This is a genomic window from Bradyrhizobium sp. SZCCHNS3052 (assembly GCF_032484495.1).
GTDB lineage: Bacteria > Pseudomonadota > Alphaproteobacteria > Rhizobiales > Xanthobacteraceae > Bradyrhizobium.
This window is the reverse complement of the sequence record NZ_JAUETB010000014.1, coordinates 66,308-83,000: the sequence shown is the minus strand read 5'-3', so window position 1 is coordinate 83,000 and position 16,693 is coordinate 66,308. Positions and strand designations below refer to the sequence as shown.

14 protein-coding genes are annotated in these 16,693 nt (G+C 66.3%); 11 read left to right on the top strand and 3 right to left on the bottom strand.

The window, feature by feature from the left end; translation table 11 throughout:
• Window positions 1-3 precede the first annotated feature (3 nt).
• The 4 genes from odhB to QX073_RS29885 all read left to right on the top strand — a co-directional run bounded on the left by odhB (window position 4) and on the right by QX073_RS29885 (window position 4,166).
• Window positions 4-1,242, top strand: coding sequence for a 2-oxoglutarate dehydrogenase complex dihydrolipoyllysine-residue succinyltransferase (odhB, locus tag QX073_RS29900; RefSeq protein ID WP_315715927.1), 1,239 nt, complete (start codon window positions 4-6; stop codon window positions 1,240-1,242).
• Window positions 1,243-1,310: 68 nt separating this feature from the next.
• Window positions 1,311-2,057 carry an SDR family oxidoreductase gene (locus tag QX073_RS29895; RefSeq protein ID WP_315715928.1) on the top strand — a complete coding sequence of 249 codons (747 nt, stop codon included), beginning with the start codon at window positions 1,311-1,313 and terminating at the stop codon, window positions 2,055-2,057.
• A gap of 45 nt (window positions 2,058-2,102) precedes the next feature.
• Window positions 2,103-3,506 (top strand): dihydrolipoyl dehydrogenase, encoded by a 1,404-nt coding sequence (gene lpdA, locus QX073_RS29890; RefSeq protein WP_316226815.1) that lies wholly within the window; start codon window positions 2,103-2,105, stop codon window positions 3,504-3,506.
• A gap of 129 nt (window positions 3,507-3,635) precedes the next feature.
• On the top strand, window positions 3,636-4,166 hold the full coding sequence (locus QX073_RS29885) for a hypothetical protein (RefSeq protein ID WP_315715930.1): 531 nt from the start codon (window positions 3,636-3,638) through the stop codon (window positions 4,164-4,166).
• 40 nt (window positions 4,167-4,206) lie between these two features.
• Here QX073_RS29885 and QX073_RS29880 read toward each other — a convergent pair whose 3' ends face one another.
• Together QX073_RS29880 and QX073_RS29875 are read right to left on the bottom strand one after the other, a co-directional pair.
• The gene (locus QX073_RS29880) at window positions 4,207-4,797 is read right to left on the bottom strand and encodes a DUF4337 domain-containing protein (RefSeq protein ID WP_315715931.1); all 591 of its coding nucleotides are present in this window, start codon (window positions 4,795-4,797) and stop codon (window positions 4,207-4,209) included.
• An 82-nt stretch (window positions 4,798-4,879) separates the two neighbouring features.
• Window positions 4,880-5,782: a tyrosine recombinase XerC gene (locus QX073_RS29875; protein WP_316226844.1), complete on the bottom strand. Its 903-nt coding sequence runs from the start codon at window positions 5,780-5,782 to the stop codon at window positions 4,880-4,882.
• A 316-nt stretch (window positions 5,783-6,098) separates the two neighbouring features.
• On the opposite strand from QX073_RS29875, the gene QX073_RS29870 reads away from it, so the two are divergent.
• Window positions 6,099-8,309, top strand: coding sequence for a primosomal protein N' (locus tag QX073_RS29870; RefSeq protein ID WP_316167763.1), 2,211 nt, complete (start codon window positions 6,099-6,101; stop codon window positions 8,307-8,309).
• Window positions 8,310-8,421: 112 nt separating this feature from the next.
• Here the strand turns inward: QX073_RS29870 and QX073_RS29865 are convergent, their stop codons facing one another.
• Window positions 8,422-8,970, bottom strand: a complete 549-nt coding sequence (locus tag QX073_RS29865; RefSeq protein ID WP_315715933.1) for a septal ring lytic transglycosylase RlpA family protein — start codon at window positions 8,968-8,970, stop codon at window positions 8,422-8,424.
• A 649-nt stretch (window positions 8,971-9,619) separates the two neighbouring features.
• Here QX073_RS29865 and QX073_RS29860 point away from each other — a divergent pair.
• The 6 genes from QX073_RS29860 (at window position 9,620) to QX073_RS29835 (ending at window position 16,632) form a co-directional block, all read left to right on the top strand.
• Window positions 9,620-10,180 carry a F0F1 ATP synthase subunit delta gene (locus tag QX073_RS29860; RefSeq protein ID WP_315715934.1) on the top strand — a complete coding sequence of 187 codons (561 nt, stop codon included), beginning with the start codon at window positions 9,620-9,622 and terminating at the stop codon, window positions 10,178-10,180.
• Complete coding sequence (gene atpA, locus QX073_RS29855) at window positions 10,180-11,712, top strand: F0F1 ATP synthase subunit alpha (RefSeq protein ID WP_315715935.1); 1,533 nt, start codon at window positions 10,180-10,182, stop codon at window positions 11,710-11,712. Before QX073_RS29860 ends, atpA begins: the two co-directional genes overlap by 1 nt.
• Before the next feature lie 155 nt (window positions 11,713-11,867).
• Entirely contained in the window at window positions 11,868-12,746 is an 879-nt protein-coding gene (locus QX073_RS29850) for a F0F1 ATP synthase subunit gamma (protein WP_315715936.1), read from the top strand.
• Between the two features lie 95 nt (window positions 12,747-12,841).
• The gene (atpD, locus tag QX073_RS29845; RefSeq protein WP_315715937.1) at window positions 12,842-14,284 is read left to right on the top strand and encodes a F0F1 ATP synthase subunit beta; all 1,443 of its coding nucleotides are present in this window, start codon (window positions 12,842-12,844) and stop codon (window positions 14,282-14,284) included.
• A gap of 91 nt (window positions 14,285-14,375) precedes the next feature.
• Window positions 14,376-14,783: a F0F1 ATP synthase subunit epsilon gene (locus QX073_RS29840; protein WP_315715938.1), complete on the top strand. Its 408-nt coding sequence runs from the start codon at window positions 14,376-14,378 to the stop codon at window positions 14,781-14,783.
• Window positions 14,784-14,949: 166 nt separating this feature from the next.
• Window positions 14,950-16,632 (top strand): adenylate/guanylate cyclase domain-containing protein, encoded by a 1,683-nt coding sequence (locus tag QX073_RS29835; RefSeq protein ID WP_316226814.1) that lies wholly within the window; start codon window positions 14,950-14,952, stop codon window positions 16,630-16,632.
• The last annotated feature ends 61 nt before the right edge of the window (window positions 16,633-16,693 follow it).

Here is a 16,693-nt window from a genome sequence, read left to right as displayed (position 1 = left end):
ACCATGACTGAAATTCGCGTTCCGACGCTGGGTGAATCCGTCACCGAAGCCACCATCGGCCGCTGGTTCAAGAAGGCAGGCGACGCCGTGGCGGTCGACGAGCCCCTCGTCGAGCTCGAGACCGACAAGGTCACGATCGAGGTGCCCGCGCCTTCGGCCGGCACCTTGGGCGAGATCATCGCCAAGGATGGTGAGACGGTCGCCGTCGGCGCGCTGCTCGGCCAGATCACGGATGGCGCCGTGGCTGCCAAGCCCGCCGCTGCTGCTCCGGCTCCGGCGAAGCCGGCTGCCGCTGCGCCGCCGGCTGCGGCTCCCGCCCCTGCCAAGGCGCTGCCCGCCGATACCCCGCAGGCGCCGTCGGTTCGCAAGCTCTCGGCCGAGAGCGGCGTCGATGCGACCACCGTGCCGGGCTCCGGCAAGGACGGCCGCGTCACCAAGGGCGACATGCTGGCCGCCATCGAGCGCGCAGCGTCCGCGCCGACCCCGGTCAATCAGCCCGCCGCCTCGGTCCAGGTGCGTGCGCCGTCGCCGGCCGACGACGCCGCGCGCGAGGAGCGCGTGAAGATGACGCGGCTGCGCCAGACCATCGCGCGCCGCCTCAAGGACGTGCAGAACACCGCGGCGATGCTGACGACCTTCAACGAGGTCGACATGACCAACGTCATGGCGCTGCGCAGCCAGTACAAGGACGTGTTCGAGAAGAAGCACGGCTCCAAGCTCGGCTTCATGGGCTTCTTCACCAAGGCCGTGGTGCAGGCGCTCAAGGACATCCCGGCGGTCAACGCCGAGATCGACGGCACCGACCTGATCTACAAGAACTACTATCACATCGGCGTCGCCGTCGGCACCGACAAGGGCCTGGTCGTGCCCGTCGTGCGCGACTGCGACCACAAGTCGATCGCCGATATCGAGAAGGGCATCGCCGATTTCGGCCGCCGCGCCCGTGACGGCCAGCTCAAGATCGACGAGATGCAGGGCGGCACCTTCACCATCACCAATGGCGGCATCTACGGCTCGCTGATGTCGACCCCGATCCTGAACGCGCCGCAGTCCGGCATCCTCGGCATGCACAAGATCCAGGAGCGCCCGGTGGTGGTCGGCGGCAAGATCGAAGTCCGCCCGATGATGTATCTGGCGCTGTCCTACGATCACCGCGTCATCGACGGCAAGGAAGCCGTGACGTTCCTGGTGCGAGTCAAGGAAAGCCTGGAGGATCCGGCACGGCTCGTGCTGGATCTCTGAGGGCACGCGACGACTTGAAGACATGAGGCGCGCTTCATGAGCGCGCCTCAGACCTAACGGGGGCCATCATGACCGACAGGGTTGCAGTGATCACCGGCGGCAGCCGCGGCATCGGCCGCGCCACCGCCATCGCCGCCGCATCGCGCGGCTTCAAGATCGTGGTCGGCTACGCCTCCAACGAGGCCGCCGCGCAGAGCACGGTGGCCGCGATCGAGGCCAAGAACGGCAAGGCCATCGCAGTCAAATGCGACGTCGGCCGCGAGCACGACATCCTCGCTCTGTTCAAGGCGGCGGACAAGTTCGGCACGCTCGGCGCGCTCATCAACAACGCCGGCATCGTCGGTCCGACCACGCGCGTCGACGAGATGAGCGCGGAGCGCATCGAGCGTTTGATGGCGGTCAACGTCACCGGCAGCATCCTGTGCGCACGTGAGGCGGTGAAGCGCATGTCGACGCGGCATGGCGGACAGGGCGGCGTGATCATCAACCTGTCGTCGGTCGCCGCCAAGCTCGGCTCGCCGAATACCTACGTCGATTATGCGGCGTCGAAGGGCGCGATCGATTCCTTCACCGTCGGCCTCGGTCATGAGGTCGCCAATGAAGGCATCCGCGTCGCCGCCATTCGCCCAGGGCTGATCGACACTGATATCCACGCCTCCGGCGGCGAGCCCGATCGCGCCCATCGTCTCGCCCCGCTGGTGCCGATGAAGCGCGTCGGCACCGCGGAGGAAATCGCCAATGCCATCGTCTGGCTGCTGTCGGACGAGGCTTCCTATGTCACTTCGGCCATTCTCGACGTGTCGGGCGGACGCTGACGACCGTCGCTATCTCTGACTTGCAAGCTTACGGAACATTCGATCATGGCATCCTACGATCTCGTCGTCATCGGCACCGGACCCGGTGGTTATGTTTGCGCCATCCGCGCAGCACAGCTCGGCATGAAGGTGGCCGTGGTCGAGAAGAACGCCACCCTCGGCGGCACCTGTCTCAATGTCGGCTGCATGCCGTCGAAGGCGCTGCTGCACGCCTCGGAGCTGTTCGAGGAAGCCGGGCACTCCTTCGCCAAGATGGGCATCAAGGTGCCCCAGCCCGAGATCGATCTGCCGGCGATGATGAACTTCAAGCAGCAGGGCATTGACGGCAACGTCAAGGGCGTCGAGTTCCTGATGAAGAAGAACAAGATCGACGTGCTCGTGGGCAAGGGCAAGATCCTCGGCACCGGCAAGCTGCAGGTCACCGGCAATGACGGCGCCGTGCAGACCGTCGAGACCAAGAACATCGTGATCGCGACGGGCTCGGACATCGCGCGGCTCAAGGGCATCGAGATCGATGAGAAGCGCATCGTGTCCTCGACCGGAGCTCTGTCGCTGGACAAGGTGCCTTCGACGCTCTTGGTGGTCGGCGCCGGCGTGATCGGGCTCGAACTCGGCTCGGTGTGGCGCCGCCTCGGCGCCAAGGTCACCGTGGTCGAATTCCTCGATCGCATCCTGCCCGGCATGGATGGCGAGATCGCCAAGCAGTTCCAACGAATCCTCGAGAAGCAGGGCTTTGCGTTCAAGCTCGGTGCCAAGGTGACCGGTGTCGACACCTCTGGCACGACGCTCTCGGCCATGATCGAGCCGGCGGCCGGCGGCGCTGCCGAGAAGATCGAAGCCGACGTGGTGCTCGTGGCGATCGGCCGCGTGCCCTACACCGAGGGACTCGGGCTGCGGGAAGCGGGCGTCGCGCTCGACAACCGCGGCCGCGTCCAGATCGACCATCATTTCGCGACCAGCGTGCCCGGCGTCTACGCCATCGGCGACGTCGTTGCAGGGCCGATGCTCGCGCACAAGGCGGAGGACGAGGGCGTCGCGGTGGCCGAGATCCTCGCGGGCCAGGCCGGGCACGTGAACTACGACGTCATTCCAGGCGTGGTCTACACGACGCCCGAAGTGGCCTCCGTCGGCAAGACCGAGGACGAGCTGAAGCAGGCCGGCGTCGCCTATACCGTCGGGAAGTTTCCGTTTACCGCGAATGGCCGTTCCAAGGTCAACCAGACCACTGACGGTTTCGTGAAGATCCTAGCCGATGCGAAGACGGATCGCGTGCTCGGCGCCCATATCATCGGCCGCGAGGCCGGGGAAATCATTCACGAGGCCGCCGTATTGATGGAGTTCGGTGGCTCTGCCGAGGATCTCGCGCGCACCTGCCACGCGCATCCGACACGGTCGGAGGCCGTGAAGGAAGCCGCGCTTGCGGTGGGTAAGCGGGCCATCCATATGTGATGGACGCCCGGAGGCGCCTTCGGTGGGTGCGACAAAACGCCCGCTTTTGACGCTGAACCGAACGGCAAGGCGCGAGGTCGTATCGTCATAGCGGCCTCAACCCGCGAGGCCTGGCGGAGATGGAGTCCGATGCTGCGCCGCCTGCTTCAGCCGTTCTGGGTTCTGCTTGCGATCATCTTCCTGATCGAAGCTTGGCTGTGGGACCATCTCGAGCCGATCGTGGCGCGCATCGTCGCCGCGATACCGCTGCGTAGCTTCAAGCACTGGCTGGCCGCGCGCATCGAGACCCTGTCGCCGGCGCTGACCCTGATCGTCTTCGTCGTGCCGGTCGTGCTGCTGTTTCCGCTCAAGCTGATCGGCATGTGGCTTTTGATGCACCAGCAGTGGAAGTTTGCGCTGGCCACGATCGTGTTCGGCAAGATCGTCGGTGTCGGCGTCACCGCCTTCATCTTCGATGTGACGCGCAGCAAGCTGCTGCAGATGTCCTGGTTCGCGTGGCTCTACGAGGCCGTGCTCGCGCTGCGCAGGAAAGCCGCGGCGCTGGTCGATCCTATCAAGCAGCGCATCCGCGAGATCATCCACGGCAATGCCGATGGCTGGTCATCGCGCGTGCTGCGCGTGATCATGCGCTTCCGCAGGAGCGTGCAGCAGGCGCGGTAGTGGTGGTCGCGACGTCGCAAGCCAGTTGCTGTCGCTGACCTCAGTGCAGATGCAAGAGATGCGGCTGGAACAGGCCGAGCAGCGTCATGGCAATACCGATCAGCGCGAGCCCTCCGGAGGCCCAGGCCAGAACGATCATTCCCGTGATGATCGTCGCCGACGCCAGCACGATGCCGATCTGGAAGGCAGCCGACGCCAGCTCATAGTGGTGGTACTTCGCCGTCGCCTCGTCGCGCTCATGCTCGGCATGCTTGGCGCGCTCCGCCAACTGCTCGCTGCCTTCGCCGGTCTCGGGCTCGGAGCGATAGCGCGCGGCATTCTTCTGCCAATCGTCGATCTGCTTCTGCAACGCCGCCTTGGCCGCCTCGTCTGGCAGCGCCGGCAAGCTCAGTTTGCCCTGCTCGGCGGCGGTCTGCACCACGGTGCGGCGAACGGTCTTGGCCTGGAAGAAGGCCCAGAGATTCGAGGCCTCGACGTTCTTGCTGATCGATTCGGTCTGCGCGCCCTTGCCGAGCGTTTCGGACAGGGCCAGGAACAGGGCGATGACGGCGATCAGCAGCGCGATCTTCTTGTTTTCGCCGGACGCGTGCTCGGCATGCTCCGCATGCTCCATGCTCTCATGTGCGCTCATCAGTTCCCCTCCGGATCAAGCAGCCAAGACGATTGCCGGAACCGGGGGGACAGCGCAAGCGAAACGATATGAACGAAAAATGTCACCGTCGCGGATGCGCTGACGCGTAGACCTGCAGCAGGCGCTCCGAATCGATGCCGGTATAGATCTGCGTCGTCGACAGCGAGGCGTGGCCGAGCAGCTCCTGGATCGCGCGCAGATCGCCGCCGCGCGACAGCAAGTGCGTGGCGAAGGAATGGCGCAGCGCGTGCGGCGTGGCGCTGTCGGGCAGGCCCAGCGCGCCGCGCAGCCGCTCCATCGCGAGCTGGATGATGCGCGGGCTCAACGGACCGCCCTTGGCGCCCAGAAACATCGGCCCCTCCGCAGGCAGCGGGTACGGGCAAAGCCTGGCATACTCGTCGATCAGCTGCAGCACGTTCTGCAGCACCGGCACCATCCGGGTCTTGTTGCCCTTGCCGGTCACGACCAGCACGTCGCCTTCGCCGGGGCGCGGCACTTCGCGGCGTTTCAGCCCGAGCGCCTCGGAGATGCGCAGGCCGGAGCCATACAGCAGCGCCATCACCGCGGCGTCGCGTGCCAGCACCCAGGTCTCGCGGGCCTCGCCGGCGCGCTCGTCGGCATCGGCGAGGCGCTTGGCGGCGTCCATCGGCAGCGGCTTCGGCAGGCTCTTGGCGATCTTTGGCGCGCGGATTCCTGAGAGGGCGCCGACCTTGCCCTTGCCCTCGCGCTCCAGAAAGCGCCCGAACGAGCGCAGGCCCGCCAAGGTTCGCATCAGGGAACGTCCGGCGATGTCGTCGGCGCGGCGCATCGCCATGAAAGCGCGGATGTCGGCGGCCTCCAGCCCCGCGAAGCGCACCAGCGTCACCGGCTCGCCCCAATGGATGCAGAGGAATTGCAGGCACTGCCGGAGGTCGCGGGCATAAGCCTCCACGGTCTTCGGAGATAGCCGGCGCTCGCTACGCAGATGCGCCAGCCACTGCATCATGGCCTGGACGACGCCCTCGTCGGCGCCGAGGAGGGCGGTGGCCTCAGACTCTTCGTCCGTGTCCGCGTGAGTCGGCTCTGTTTGCTTTGCCATGGCGTCCGTGCCCACGGATGGGTCGCTGTGAAGCGTTGTCGATCGCCGCGAACTCGGTTTGCGCCTCTCCCCGCAAGAGCGGGAAGAGGGAGTGCAATGGCGCTCGCGGGAACAGCTCGATCTCATCTCGTCGAGTCATGTATATCGCACTGTCGTCCTTTACCGTTCGCTAACTTTGCCGGGCGGCTTTCGCTTCAGCCAGAGCAAGGCTATCTCCGCCCTCATGGACCGCGCGACCGACCTCTTTCCAGGTGCAGCCAGCACGACCGGCGTGGTCGACGTGCTGGTTCCGGTCGCGCTCGACCACACCTATTCCTACCGCGTGCCGCGCGGCATGGATCTGAAGCCGGGCGATATCGTCGGCGTGCCGCTCGGGCCGCGCGAGGTACTGGCGGTGGTGTGGGCGGAGAATGCCAATCCGGATCCGCGGCTGCACAACCGGCTCAAGGACGTCAGCGAGAAGCTCGAGGTGCCGTCCCTCAAGCCGGAGCTGCGCTCGCTGGTCGACTGGGTCGCCAATTACACGTTGTCGCCGCGCGGCATGGTGCTGCGGATGTGCCTGCGCATGGGCGAGCATCTCGGCCCGGAGCGTGTCCGGCTCGGCGTCCGCCTGGTCGGCGAGCCGCCCAAGCGGCTGACGCCGGCGCGGCGGCGGGTGATCGAGGCGGTGTCCGACGGTCTGCTGCATGGAAAGTCCGACCTCGTCCGCGAGATCGGCGTCTCCAGCAGCGTGATCGACGGCCTGGTCGACGAGGGGACCCTCACGGTCGAGGCGATGCCGCGTGCGCTGCCGCCGCCGGCGCCCGATCCGTCGTTCGCGCAGCCCGAGTTCTTCGACGCGCAGCTGGCCGGCGTCGCGGCGATGCGGGCGCTGGCCGCCGATGGCGGCTTCCAGGTCGCGCTGCTCGACGGCGTCACCGGCTCCGGCAAGACCGAAGTCTATTTCGAGGCGGTCGCCGAGACCGTCCGCCGCGGCCGGCAGTCGCTGATCCTGATGCCTGAGATTTCGCTCACCGGCCAGTTCCTCGACCGCTTCTCGCGCCGCTTCGGCGTGCGGCCGCTGGAATGGCATTCCGAGCTGACCCCGCGCACGCGCCAGCGCAACTGGGCGGCGATCGCCGCCGGCGAGGCGCCGGTCGTGGTCGGCGCCCGCTCGGCGCTGTTCCTGCCCTATGCCGATCTCGGCCTGATCGTCGTCGATGAGGAGCACGATCAGGCCTACAAGCAGGACGAGGGCGCGCATTACCACGCCCGCGACATGGCGGTGGTGCGCGGCCACATCGCCAAATTTCCGGTGGTGCTGGCCTCGGCCACCCCCTCGGTCGAGACCGAGGTCAATGCCCGCAAGGGCCGCTATCAGCGCGTCGCGCTGCCGTCGCGGTTCGGCGGCCAGCACATGCCGCATATCGAGGCCATTGATCTCCGGCGCGAGCCGCCGCCGCGCGGCCGCTACATCTCGCCGCGGCTGGCGGGTGAGATCCGCACCGCGATCGAGCGCGGCGAGCAGGCGCTGCTGTTCCTGAACCGCCGCGGCTATGCGCCGCTGACCCTGTGCCGCGCCTGCGGCCATCGCTTCGCCTGCACCATCTGCGACGCGTGGCTGGTCGATCACCGCTTTCGCCAGCGCCTCGTCTGTCACCATTGCGGGTTCTCGATGCCGCGTCCGCCGACCTGCCCGCATTGCGCGGCCGAGGAATCGCTGGTCGCGGTGGGGCCCGGCGTGGAGCGGCTGCAGGAGGAGGCGGCGGCGCTGTTTCCTGAGGCGCGCAGCATGGTGCTGTCGAGCGACCTGATCACCTCGATCGAAACCATGCGCGCCGAGCTGACCGAGATCGCCGAAGGCCGCGTCGACCTCATCATCGGCACCCAGCTCGTCGCCAAGGGCCACAACTTTCCGCGGCTCAATCTGGTCGGGGTGGTCGATGCCGATCTCGGCCTCGGCAATGGCGATCCGCGCGCCGCCGAGCGCACCTGGCAGCTCTTGAACCAGGTGATCGGCCGCGCCGGCCGCGAGCAGGGGCGGGGTCGCGGCTATCTGCAGACCCACCAGCCCGAGCACCCCGTCATGAAGGCGCTGGTCGCCTGCGACCGCGAGGCGTTCTACACCAGCGAGATCGACGCGCGCGAGCGCACCGGCTATCCGCCGTTCGGCAGGCTGGCGAGCCTGATCATCTCGGCGGGGGATCGGCCTACTGCCGAAGGCTTCGCCCGCCGGCTGGTCGCGTCAGCGCCGCGTGAGGAGGGCGTGCTGCTGCTCGGCCCGGCCGAGGCGCCGCTCGCGGTGATCAAGGGCCGCTACCGCTTCCGGCTGCTGCTCAAGTCGGCGCGCAATTTCGACCTGTCGGATTATCTGCGCCACTGGCTGGCGCATGCCGAGAAGCCCAAGGGCAATCTCAAGCTCGAGGTCGACGTCGACCCGCAGAGCTTCTTGTAGCGCTCTCTCCACCGTCATTGCGAGCGCAGCGAAGCAATCCAGGGCCGGGTTGGGACTCTGGATTGCTTCGTCGCTTCGCTCCTCGCAATGACGCGCGGAAAGATCGGGTATCTTACGACACGACCTCGGCGGTGACGCGGCCGACGCCGGCGCGGGTCAGGCCGATGGCGCGGGCGGCGCCGGTCGACAGGTCGAGCACCCGGCCGCGGATGAACGGGCCGCGGTCGTTGACGGTGACGATGACGCTGTTGCCGCCATGGGTCACGCGCAGCTTGGTGCCGAACGGCAGCGAGCGGTGAGCGCAGGTCATCGCGTTGGCGTTCATGCGCTGGCCGGAGGCGGTGCGGCTGCCGGACTCGTTGCCGTAGTACGACGCCATGCCGGAGAAAGTGCGGCCGGTGCCGGACGACGGCGTGACCGCTGCGTTGGAGTTCATCCACGAGGAGCCGTTGGACGACCATCCGTTCGAAAACGAGTCGGCCGCGGGCTGAGCAGCATGGCGCGCCATGTGATGATGGTGGTGGCGAGCGTGGTGATGGTGGTGCCTGGACCGGGCCGAGGCTTCGGTGGCGCTGCCGCCGACGATCAGCGTCACGGCAACGGCGAGCGCGGTGCGCGAGCCGGCGATCTTGCCAGCCGAGAGGTTCTTCAGTTTCAGCATCTATGTCCCTCGAACAGTATTGCCGCGTTCTGCGGCCAGTGGACCCCCGTCAGGTGTTGAGGCGCGCGCCGTTTGGTGGGGCAATGAGGCGTGAGTGGGGCAGTAGAAATTGTTCCGCTCTGATCGAAACATCTTGCGTCGCGGTCTACTCATCACGGAAAATTCCGTAATCCACCGCGTTAACGCTTGATTAACGATCAAATACTTCGAAATACTGTTGAGTTAAGTTCTCACTTAGGATGCCAAGATGTCAGCAAGTAATGTCGGTGCGGGCTGGTCGGCGGCCGCCGGGCACCGCCGACGGGAGTCAAGGCCAAACCAGCATGGCGGCCATGCAGCAACAGCTGGAACCTTGCGCTGAGTGACTGGTATCGGGGGCGGGGCGCGCGCGGGCGGCCATCAGCGAGTCCGTTGGACCGCGTGTAGGCTCCAACCGCGGCGCGGCAACAAGGTGCCGAATAGCGGGCCGCCGCTTGTTGCGGCTGCGCGTACGCTATGTTAGCAAAGCGCCGCTTTTCGTGATCAAGCTGCTCTCGCGGCGATCGAAAATCAAAGTCCTGCTTGAATTCCAAGGGCTTAGCTGGTTTGCGCCGCAGCGGCGCGCCGGTGTCCCTCTTGTGGGTTGGGCGCATATAAAAAGAGCACGTCTGTGGCTGCTGAAGATCCCTCCGTATCCGGTGTGTCCGGTCGTTACGCGACGGCCCTGTTTGAACTGGCCCGTGACGAAAAGTCCGTCGATGCGGTCAAGGCCGATCTCGACAGGTTCAATGCCCTCCTCGATGAGAGCGCCGATCTCAAGCGCCTCGTCCGCAGTCCGGTGTTCGGTGCGGACGTGCAGCTCAAGGCGCTGAATGCCGTGCTCGACAAGGCCGGCATCGCCGGTGTCGCCGCCAACGTGCTGCGCGTGCTGACCGCCAACCGCCGCCTGTTCGCGGTGACCGACGTGATCCGCGCCTTCAACGCGCTGGTCGCCAAATACAAGGGAGAGGCCACGGCCGACGTCGTCGTCGCCGAGCCGCTCTCCGACAAGAATCTCGACGCCTTGAAGGCCTCACTGAAGACGGTGACCGGCAAGGACGTCGCGCTCAACGTGAAAGTCGATCCAGCGATTATCGGCGGGCTCGTCGTCAAGCTCGGCAGCCGCATGATCGATAGTTCGCTTCGCACCAAACTCAACTCGATCAAGCACGCGATGAAAGAGGCAGGCTGATGGACATCCGCGCCGCGGAAATTTCCGCGATCCTCAAGGACCAGATCAAGAATTTCGGGCAGGAAGCCGAAGTCACCGAAGTCGGACAGGTGCTGTCCGTCGGTGACGGTATCGCCCGCGTCTACGGTCTCGACAACGTCCAGGCCGGCGAGATGGTCGAGTTCGAGAACGGCACCCGCGGCATGGCGCTGAACCTCGAGACCGACAATGTCGGCGTCGTCATCTTCGGCGCCGACCGCGAGATCAAGGAAGGCCAGACCGTCAAGCGCACCCGCGCCATCGTCGACGCTCCGGTCGGCAAGGGTCTGCTCGGCCGCGTCGTTGACGCGCTCGGCAATCCGATCGACGGCAAGGGCCCGATCCAGGCCACCGAGCGCAAGCGCGTCGACGTCAAGGCCCCCGGCATCATTCCGCGCAAGTCGGTGAACGAGCCGATGTCGACCGGCCTCAAGGCGATCGACGCCCTGATCCCGGTCGGCCGTGGTCAGCGCGAGCTGATCATCGGTGACCGTCAGACCGGCAAGACCGCGATCGCGCTCGACACCATCTTGAACCAGAAGCCGCTGAACGTCGCTGGCGCTCCCGAGAGCCAGAAGCTGTACTGCGTCTATGTCGCGATCGGCCAGAAGCGCTCCACCGTCGCTCAGTTCGTGAAGGTGCTCGAAGAGCAGGGCGCGCTGGAGTATTCGATCGTCATCGCCGCCACCGCGTCCGATCCGGCCCCGATGCAATATCTGGCCCCGTTCACCGGCTGCACCATGGGCGAGTACTTCCGCGACAACGGCATGCACGCCGTCATCATCTATGACGATCTGTCGAAGCAGGCCGTCGCCTATCGCCAGATGTCGCTGCTGCTGCGCCGTCCGCCGGGCCGCGAGGCCTATCCGGGCGACGTGTTCTATCTGCACTCCCGCCTGCTCGAGCGCGCCGCCAAGCTCAGCAAGGACCATGGTCTGGGGTCGCTGACCGCGTTGCCCGTCATCGAGACCCAGGCCAACGACGTGTCGGCCTACATTCCGACCAACGTCATTTCGATCACCGACGGCCAGATCTTCCTGGAGACCGATCTGTTCTTCCAGGGCATCCGTCCCGCCGTGAACGTCGGTCTGTCGGTGTCGCGCGTCGGCTCCTCGGCCCAGACCAAGGCGATGAAGAAGGTCGCCGGCAAGATCAAGGGCGAGCTGGCGCAGTACCGCGAGATGGCGGCCTTCGCGCAGTTCGGCTCCGACTTGGACGCCTCGACCCAGCGCCTGCTCAACCGCGGCGCGCGCCTGACCGAGCTCCTGAAGCAGCCGCAGTTCTCGCCGCTGAAGATGGAAGAGCAGGTCTGCGTGATCTGGGCCGGCACCAACGGCTATCTCGATCCGCTGCCGCTCAACAAGGTGCGCGCCTTCGAGGACGGCCTGCTGTCGCTGCTGCGCGGCAAGAATGCCGACCTGCTCAACGCGATCCGCGACAGCAAGGATCTGTCCGACGACAGCGCCGCCAAGCTGAAGGCGGTCGTCGAGGGCTTCGCCAAGACCTTCGCCTGATCGCGAGGTCGTGGCCGGCTCCGGCCGGCGATCCACGCCCTTCGGGGTGGGACAACGTGACATCTCATGCCCGGCGCCAGGCCGGGCATGACCAATCTCAGGGTTGAGCGGTCGGGTCTTCAACGGATCGGCCGCCGGGGTGAGCTAGACGAACAATGGCGTCACTGAAAGACATGCGGGTCCGCATCGCCTCGACCAAGGCGACGCAGAAGATCACCAAGGCCATGCAGATGGTCGCCGCCTCCAAGCTGCGCCGCGCGCAGCAGGCGGCCGAAGCGGCGCGTCCCTATGCCGAGAAGATGGACGCCGTGATCTCCAACATCGCGAGCGCCACCATCGCCTCCGCCGGCGGCCCGAAGCTGTTGGCGGGCACCGGTCGCGATCAGGTGCACCTGCTGCTGGTCTGCACCGGCGAGCGCGGCCTGTCCGGCGCGTTCAACTCCTCGATCGTCCGCCTGGCGCGCGAGCGTGCGCTCGCCCTGATGAACCAGGGCAAGGAGGTGAAGTTCTTCTGCGTTGGCCGCAAGGGTTATGAGCAGCTTCGCCGCCAGTTCGACAAGCAGATCGTCGAGCACATGGACCTGCGCTCCGTGCGCCAGATCGGCTTCGCCAATGCCGACGAGATCGCCAAGAAGGTGATTGCCCGCTTCGAGGCCGGCGAATTCGACGTCTGCACCCTGTTCTACTCGCGCTTCCGCTCGGTAATCGCGCAGATCCCGACCGCTCAGCAGATCATTCCGCTGGTGGTCGAAGCGCGCCCGGCCAATGCGGCGCCGCTGGCGCCTTACGAATACGAGCCGGAAGAGGACGAGATCCTGGCTGGACTGCTGCCGCGCAATCTCGCGGTGCAGATCTTCCGCGCACTGCTCGAAAACAACGCCTCGTTCTACGGTGCGCAGATGTCGGCCATGGACAACGCCACGCGCAACGCCGGCGAGATGATCCGCAAGCAGACGCTGATCTACAACCGCACGCGTCAGGCGATGATCACCAAGGAACTGATCGAAATCATTTCGGGCGCCGAGGCGGTCTAGCCGGATCGCGCAGCGCCCGTTGAAGCGCAACCCAGGAACATATCCCGGTCGAGCCGACCGTGGTTTCGTATACGGATCGTAAGGAGAGACACTCAATGGCTACCGCAGCCAACCAGATCGGTCGCATCACCCAGGTCATCGGCGCCGTCGTCGACGTGCAGTTCGAAGGTCACCTGCCGGCCATTCTCAATTCGCTCGAAACCAAGAACGCCGGCAACCGCCTGGTGCTCGAAGTGGCCCAGCATCTCGGCGAATCCACCGTGCGCACCATCGCGATGGACACCACCGAAGGTCTGGTCCGCGGCCAGGAGGTGACCGACACCGGTTCGCCGATCCAGGTGCCGGTGGGCGTCGGCACGCTCGGCCGCATCATGAACGTGATCGGCGAGCCGATCGACGAGGCCGGTCCGGTCGAGGCCGAGGGCCTGCGTCCGATCCACGCGGACGCGCCGAGCTACACCGACCAGTCGACCGAAGCCGAGATTCTCGTCACCGGCATCAAGGTCGTCGACCTCTTGGCTCCCTACGCCAAGGGCGGCAAGATCGGTCTGTTCGGCGGCGCCGGCGTCGGCAAGACCGTGCTGATCCAGGAGCTCATCAACAACGTCGCCAAGGCGCACGGTGGCTATTCGGTGTTCGCCGGCGTCGGCGAGCGTACCCGTGAAGGCAACGACCTCTATCACGAGTTCATCGAATCCAAGGTCAACGCCGATCCGCACAATCCCGATCCGAGCGTCAAGTCGAAGTGCGCGCTGGTGTTCGGCCAGATGAACGAGCCGCCCGGCGCCCGCGCCCGCGTCGGCCTGACCGGCCTCACCGTCGCCGAGCACTTCCGCGACCAGGGCCAGGACGTGCTGTTCTTCGTCGACAACATCTTCCGCTTCACCCAGGCCGGCTCGGAAGTGTCGGCGCTGCTCGGCCGCATCCCCTCGGCGGTGGGTTATCAGCCGACGCTCGCCACCGACATGGGCGCGCTGCAGGAGCGCATCACCACCACCAACAAGGGCTCGATCACCTCGGTGCAGGCCATCTACGTGCCGGCCGACGACTTGACCGACCCGGCGCCGGCGACCTCGTTCGCGCATTTGGACGCCACCACCGTGCTCAACCGCGCGATCTCGGAAAAGGGCATCTACCCGGCGGTGGACCCGCTCGACTCGACCTCGCGCATGCTCTCCCCGCTGGTCGTCGGCGAGGAGCACTATCAGACCGCGCGTCAGGTCCAGCAGATTCTGCAGCGCTACAAGTCGCTGCAGGATATCATCGCCATCCTGGGCATGGACGAGCTGTCGGAAGAGGACAAGCTGACCGTGGCCCGCGCCCGCAAGATCGAGCGCTTCCTGTCGCAGCCGTTCCACGTCGCCGAAATCTTCACGGGATCGCCGGGCAAGTTCGTCGACCTCGCCGACACCATCAAGGGCTTCAAGGGCCTGTGTGAAGGCAAGTACGACCACCTGCCGGAGGCCGCCTTCTACATGGTCGGCAACATCGACGAGGCGGTCGAGAAGGGCAAGAAGCTGGCCGCTGAGGCAGCCTAAGGGCGAATAGGGAGCAGCGAATAGACGAGCTGTTCGCTGCTTCCTCCTTCACTACTCGCCATTCGCTATTCGCTATTCGCAGGTTTCCCCAATGGCTACTTTCCATTTCGATCTCGTCTCGCCGGAAAAGATCGCCTTCTCGGGCGAGGTCGACCAGGTCGACGTTCCCGGCCAGGAGGGTGATTTCGGCGTGCTCGCCGGGCATGCGCCGTTCGTGGCGACGCTGCGGCCGGGTATCCTGACGGTGACATCAGGCGGATCGCAGCAGAAGATCATCGTGCTCGGCGGCCTTGCCGAGATCTCGGACAAGGGTCTGACGGTTCTCGCCGACGTCGCCACGTCGCTGAAGGAGCTCGACCAGACCGCTTTCGCGGCCGAGATCGCCGGCATGGAATCCAAGCTGAACGAGAAGCAGGGCAACGAGCTCGATCGCGCGATCGAGCGGCTCGATCACTTCAAGACGATCCAGCAGCAGCTCAATACGACTGCGCTGCATTGATCCCACCGCACGACGTATGAATGAACGTTCATGGCCGGGCTCTGCCCGGCCATTTTCGTTTGGGGCTCGAACGTCGTGCGCCGGTCGATGACTACTTCAAGGGAGGCCGGTTGCATGCTCACCGATCTGACGGCATGCTCCCGGCCAATCCAGCGGGCGCGGTGACATGGCAGGACAGATCGTCTTGAAACGCAAGATCGCGGCGATTTTCGCCGCCGATATCGCCGGCTATTCGCGCCTCGTCGCGGAGGATGAAGAAGAGACGCTACGGCGACTGGCGGCCTATCGCGAGGTCGTTGACGACTTCATCGCGCGAGCCGGCGGCCGCATCTTCAACACCGCCGGTGATGCGGTGCTCGCGGAATTTCCCAGCGCGGTCGAAGCGGTGCGTTGCGCGATCGACATCCAGGAGAGCCTGCGCACGCGCAACATGGCCTATCCGCCGAGCCGGCAGATGAGCTACCGCATCGGCATCACCATCGGCGACGTCGTCGAGCGCGACGGCGATCTGCTCGGCGACGGCGTCAACATCGCAGCACGCCTCGAGGGCCTCGCCGACGTCGGCGGCATCTGCATCTCGCGCGCCGTTCATGAGCAGGTCGCCAACAAGCTGTCGGTGCAGTTCGCCGACATGGGCGCGCGGGAGGTCAAGAACATCCCGACCCCGGTGCACGCCTATCGCGTGGCGATGCGCCGCGAGGACGGCACCTACGCGCCGCCGGAAGAAAAGAAAGTCGCCCGCGGCGGCGGGCTCCGCCTGATCTGGCGAATTGCGGCCGCCGTGGTTGCGCTCGGAGCCGTCGGGGTCGGGACCGAGCTCTATCTGGATTATCGCGATCCGCACCCCGCGCAGCGCGATGCCGCCAAGGCGGCCGCGGAAGCGCTGGCCCGGCTGTCGGCCACGCCGGCTTCGCCGTCCTCGGTCCCGTCTGCATCCCCATCCCCCGCGCCGACGCAGTCATCCGCCGCCGTGCAGCCGGCCGACTCGCCGCAGCCGTCGCCCTCGCCTTCATCCTCTGTCGCCGCCGAGAAGTTTGCACCTGAAGCCGTGCCGTTCGTGAGCGAGCGGACCCGCATTGCGCTGGCGCGCGACTACGTGCCGGCACCTGATCACAAGGCGTTCGCGACCACGATCAACGGCGTCAGCGCCTATGTCACCGGACAGGCGAGCGACGACGCGGCGAAATCGGCTGCGCTGGAGCAGTGCCAGCAGCGCGCGGAAAATGCGAACGGACCGCGCAAATGCGAGCTCTATGCCGTCGGCGACAATGTCGTCTACGTGCACAGCAAACCGCCGTTGCCGCCGCAGCCCTGGGTGCGCCACGACCCGATGACCGAGCGCGCCTTCAGCGCGGCAGAGATGCCGCTGGTGCGCGATACAGGCCGGGCCCGGCTCGAAGCGAACTACGGCACGGCGCGTCGGACCAAGGCCATCGCGCTCGGGCCCGGCGGGCAGTTCTTCTACAGCGTCGGCGGCGACCTCGTCGACGATGTGGTTCGCCGCAATCTGGAAGCCTGCGGTGCCCAGGCGGGCACCGCCTGCATCATCGTTGCGCTCGACGATGCCTTCGTGGTGCCGATACCGACGGTGATGAAAGCCACCGGCTTCTTCCGCGCGGCCATCCATCAGGCGATCGCCCCGGAGGCGCGCGAGGAGGTGGCGCGACGTCTCGAGGCCGCGACGTCGGGCTGGAATGCAGTCGCGGTCGGCACGGCCGGCCACCCCGGCTTCGGCCTCAATGGCGACCGTGAGGAGACGGCGATCGGCGGCGCGCTGGCCGACTGCGCCACGCGCGACAACGACTGCCGGGTGATTGCGATCGGGCCGTTCACGGTCGAGGACAATTAGGCCGGCGAACTCTCGCGACATCGCCTTTCCGAGGCGCGCGGAGCGTCGGCCCTTGAATGAC

Coding starts and splice junctions, on each gene's coding strand:
- QX073_RS29880 (WP_315715931.1), bottom strand. CDS start 4,797: ATGAGCGCACATGAGAGCATGGAGCATGCGGAGCATGCCGAGCACGCG.
- QX073_RS29840 (WP_315715938.1), top strand. CDS start 14,376: ATGGCTACTTTCCATTTCGATCTCGTCTCGCCGGAAAAGATCGCCTTC.
- lpdA (WP_316226815.1), top strand. CDS start 2,103: ATGGCATCCTACGATCTCGTCGTCATCGGCACCGGACCCGGTGGTTAT.
- atpD (WP_315715937.1), top strand. CDS start 12,842: ATGGCTACCGCAGCCAACCAGATCGGTCGCATCACCCAGGTCATCGGC.
- QX073_RS29895 (WP_315715928.1), top strand. CDS start 1,311: ATGACCGACAGGGTTGCAGTGATCACCGGCGGCAGCCGCGGCATCGGC.
- QX073_RS29885 (WP_315715930.1), top strand. CDS start 3,636: ATGCTGCGCCGCCTGCTTCAGCCGTTCTGGGTTCTGCTTGCGATCATC.
- QX073_RS29850 (WP_315715936.1), top strand. CDS start 11,868: ATGGCGTCACTGAAAGACATGCGGGTCCGCATCGCCTCGACCAAGGCG.
- atpA (WP_315715935.1), top strand. CDS start 10,180: ATGGACATCCGCGCCGCGGAAATTTCCGCGATCCTCAAGGACCAGATC.
- QX073_RS29835 (WP_316226814.1), top strand. CDS start 14,950: ATGGCAGGACAGATCGTCTTGAAACGCAAGATCGCGGCGATTTTCGCC.
- odhB (WP_315715927.1), top strand. CDS start 4: ATGACTGAAATTCGCGTTCCGACGCTGGGTGAATCCGTCACCGAAGCC.
- QX073_RS29865 (WP_315715933.1), bottom strand. CDS start 8,970: ATGCTGAAACTGAAGAACCTCTCGGCTGGCAAGATCGCCGGCTCGCGC.
- QX073_RS29870 (WP_316167763.1), top strand. CDS start 6,099: ATGGACCGCGCGACCGACCTCTTTCCAGGTGCAGCCAGCACGACCGGC.
- QX073_RS29875 (WP_316226844.1), bottom strand. CDS start 5,782: ATGATGCAGTGGCTGGCGCATCTGCGTAGCGAGCGCCGGCTATCTCCG.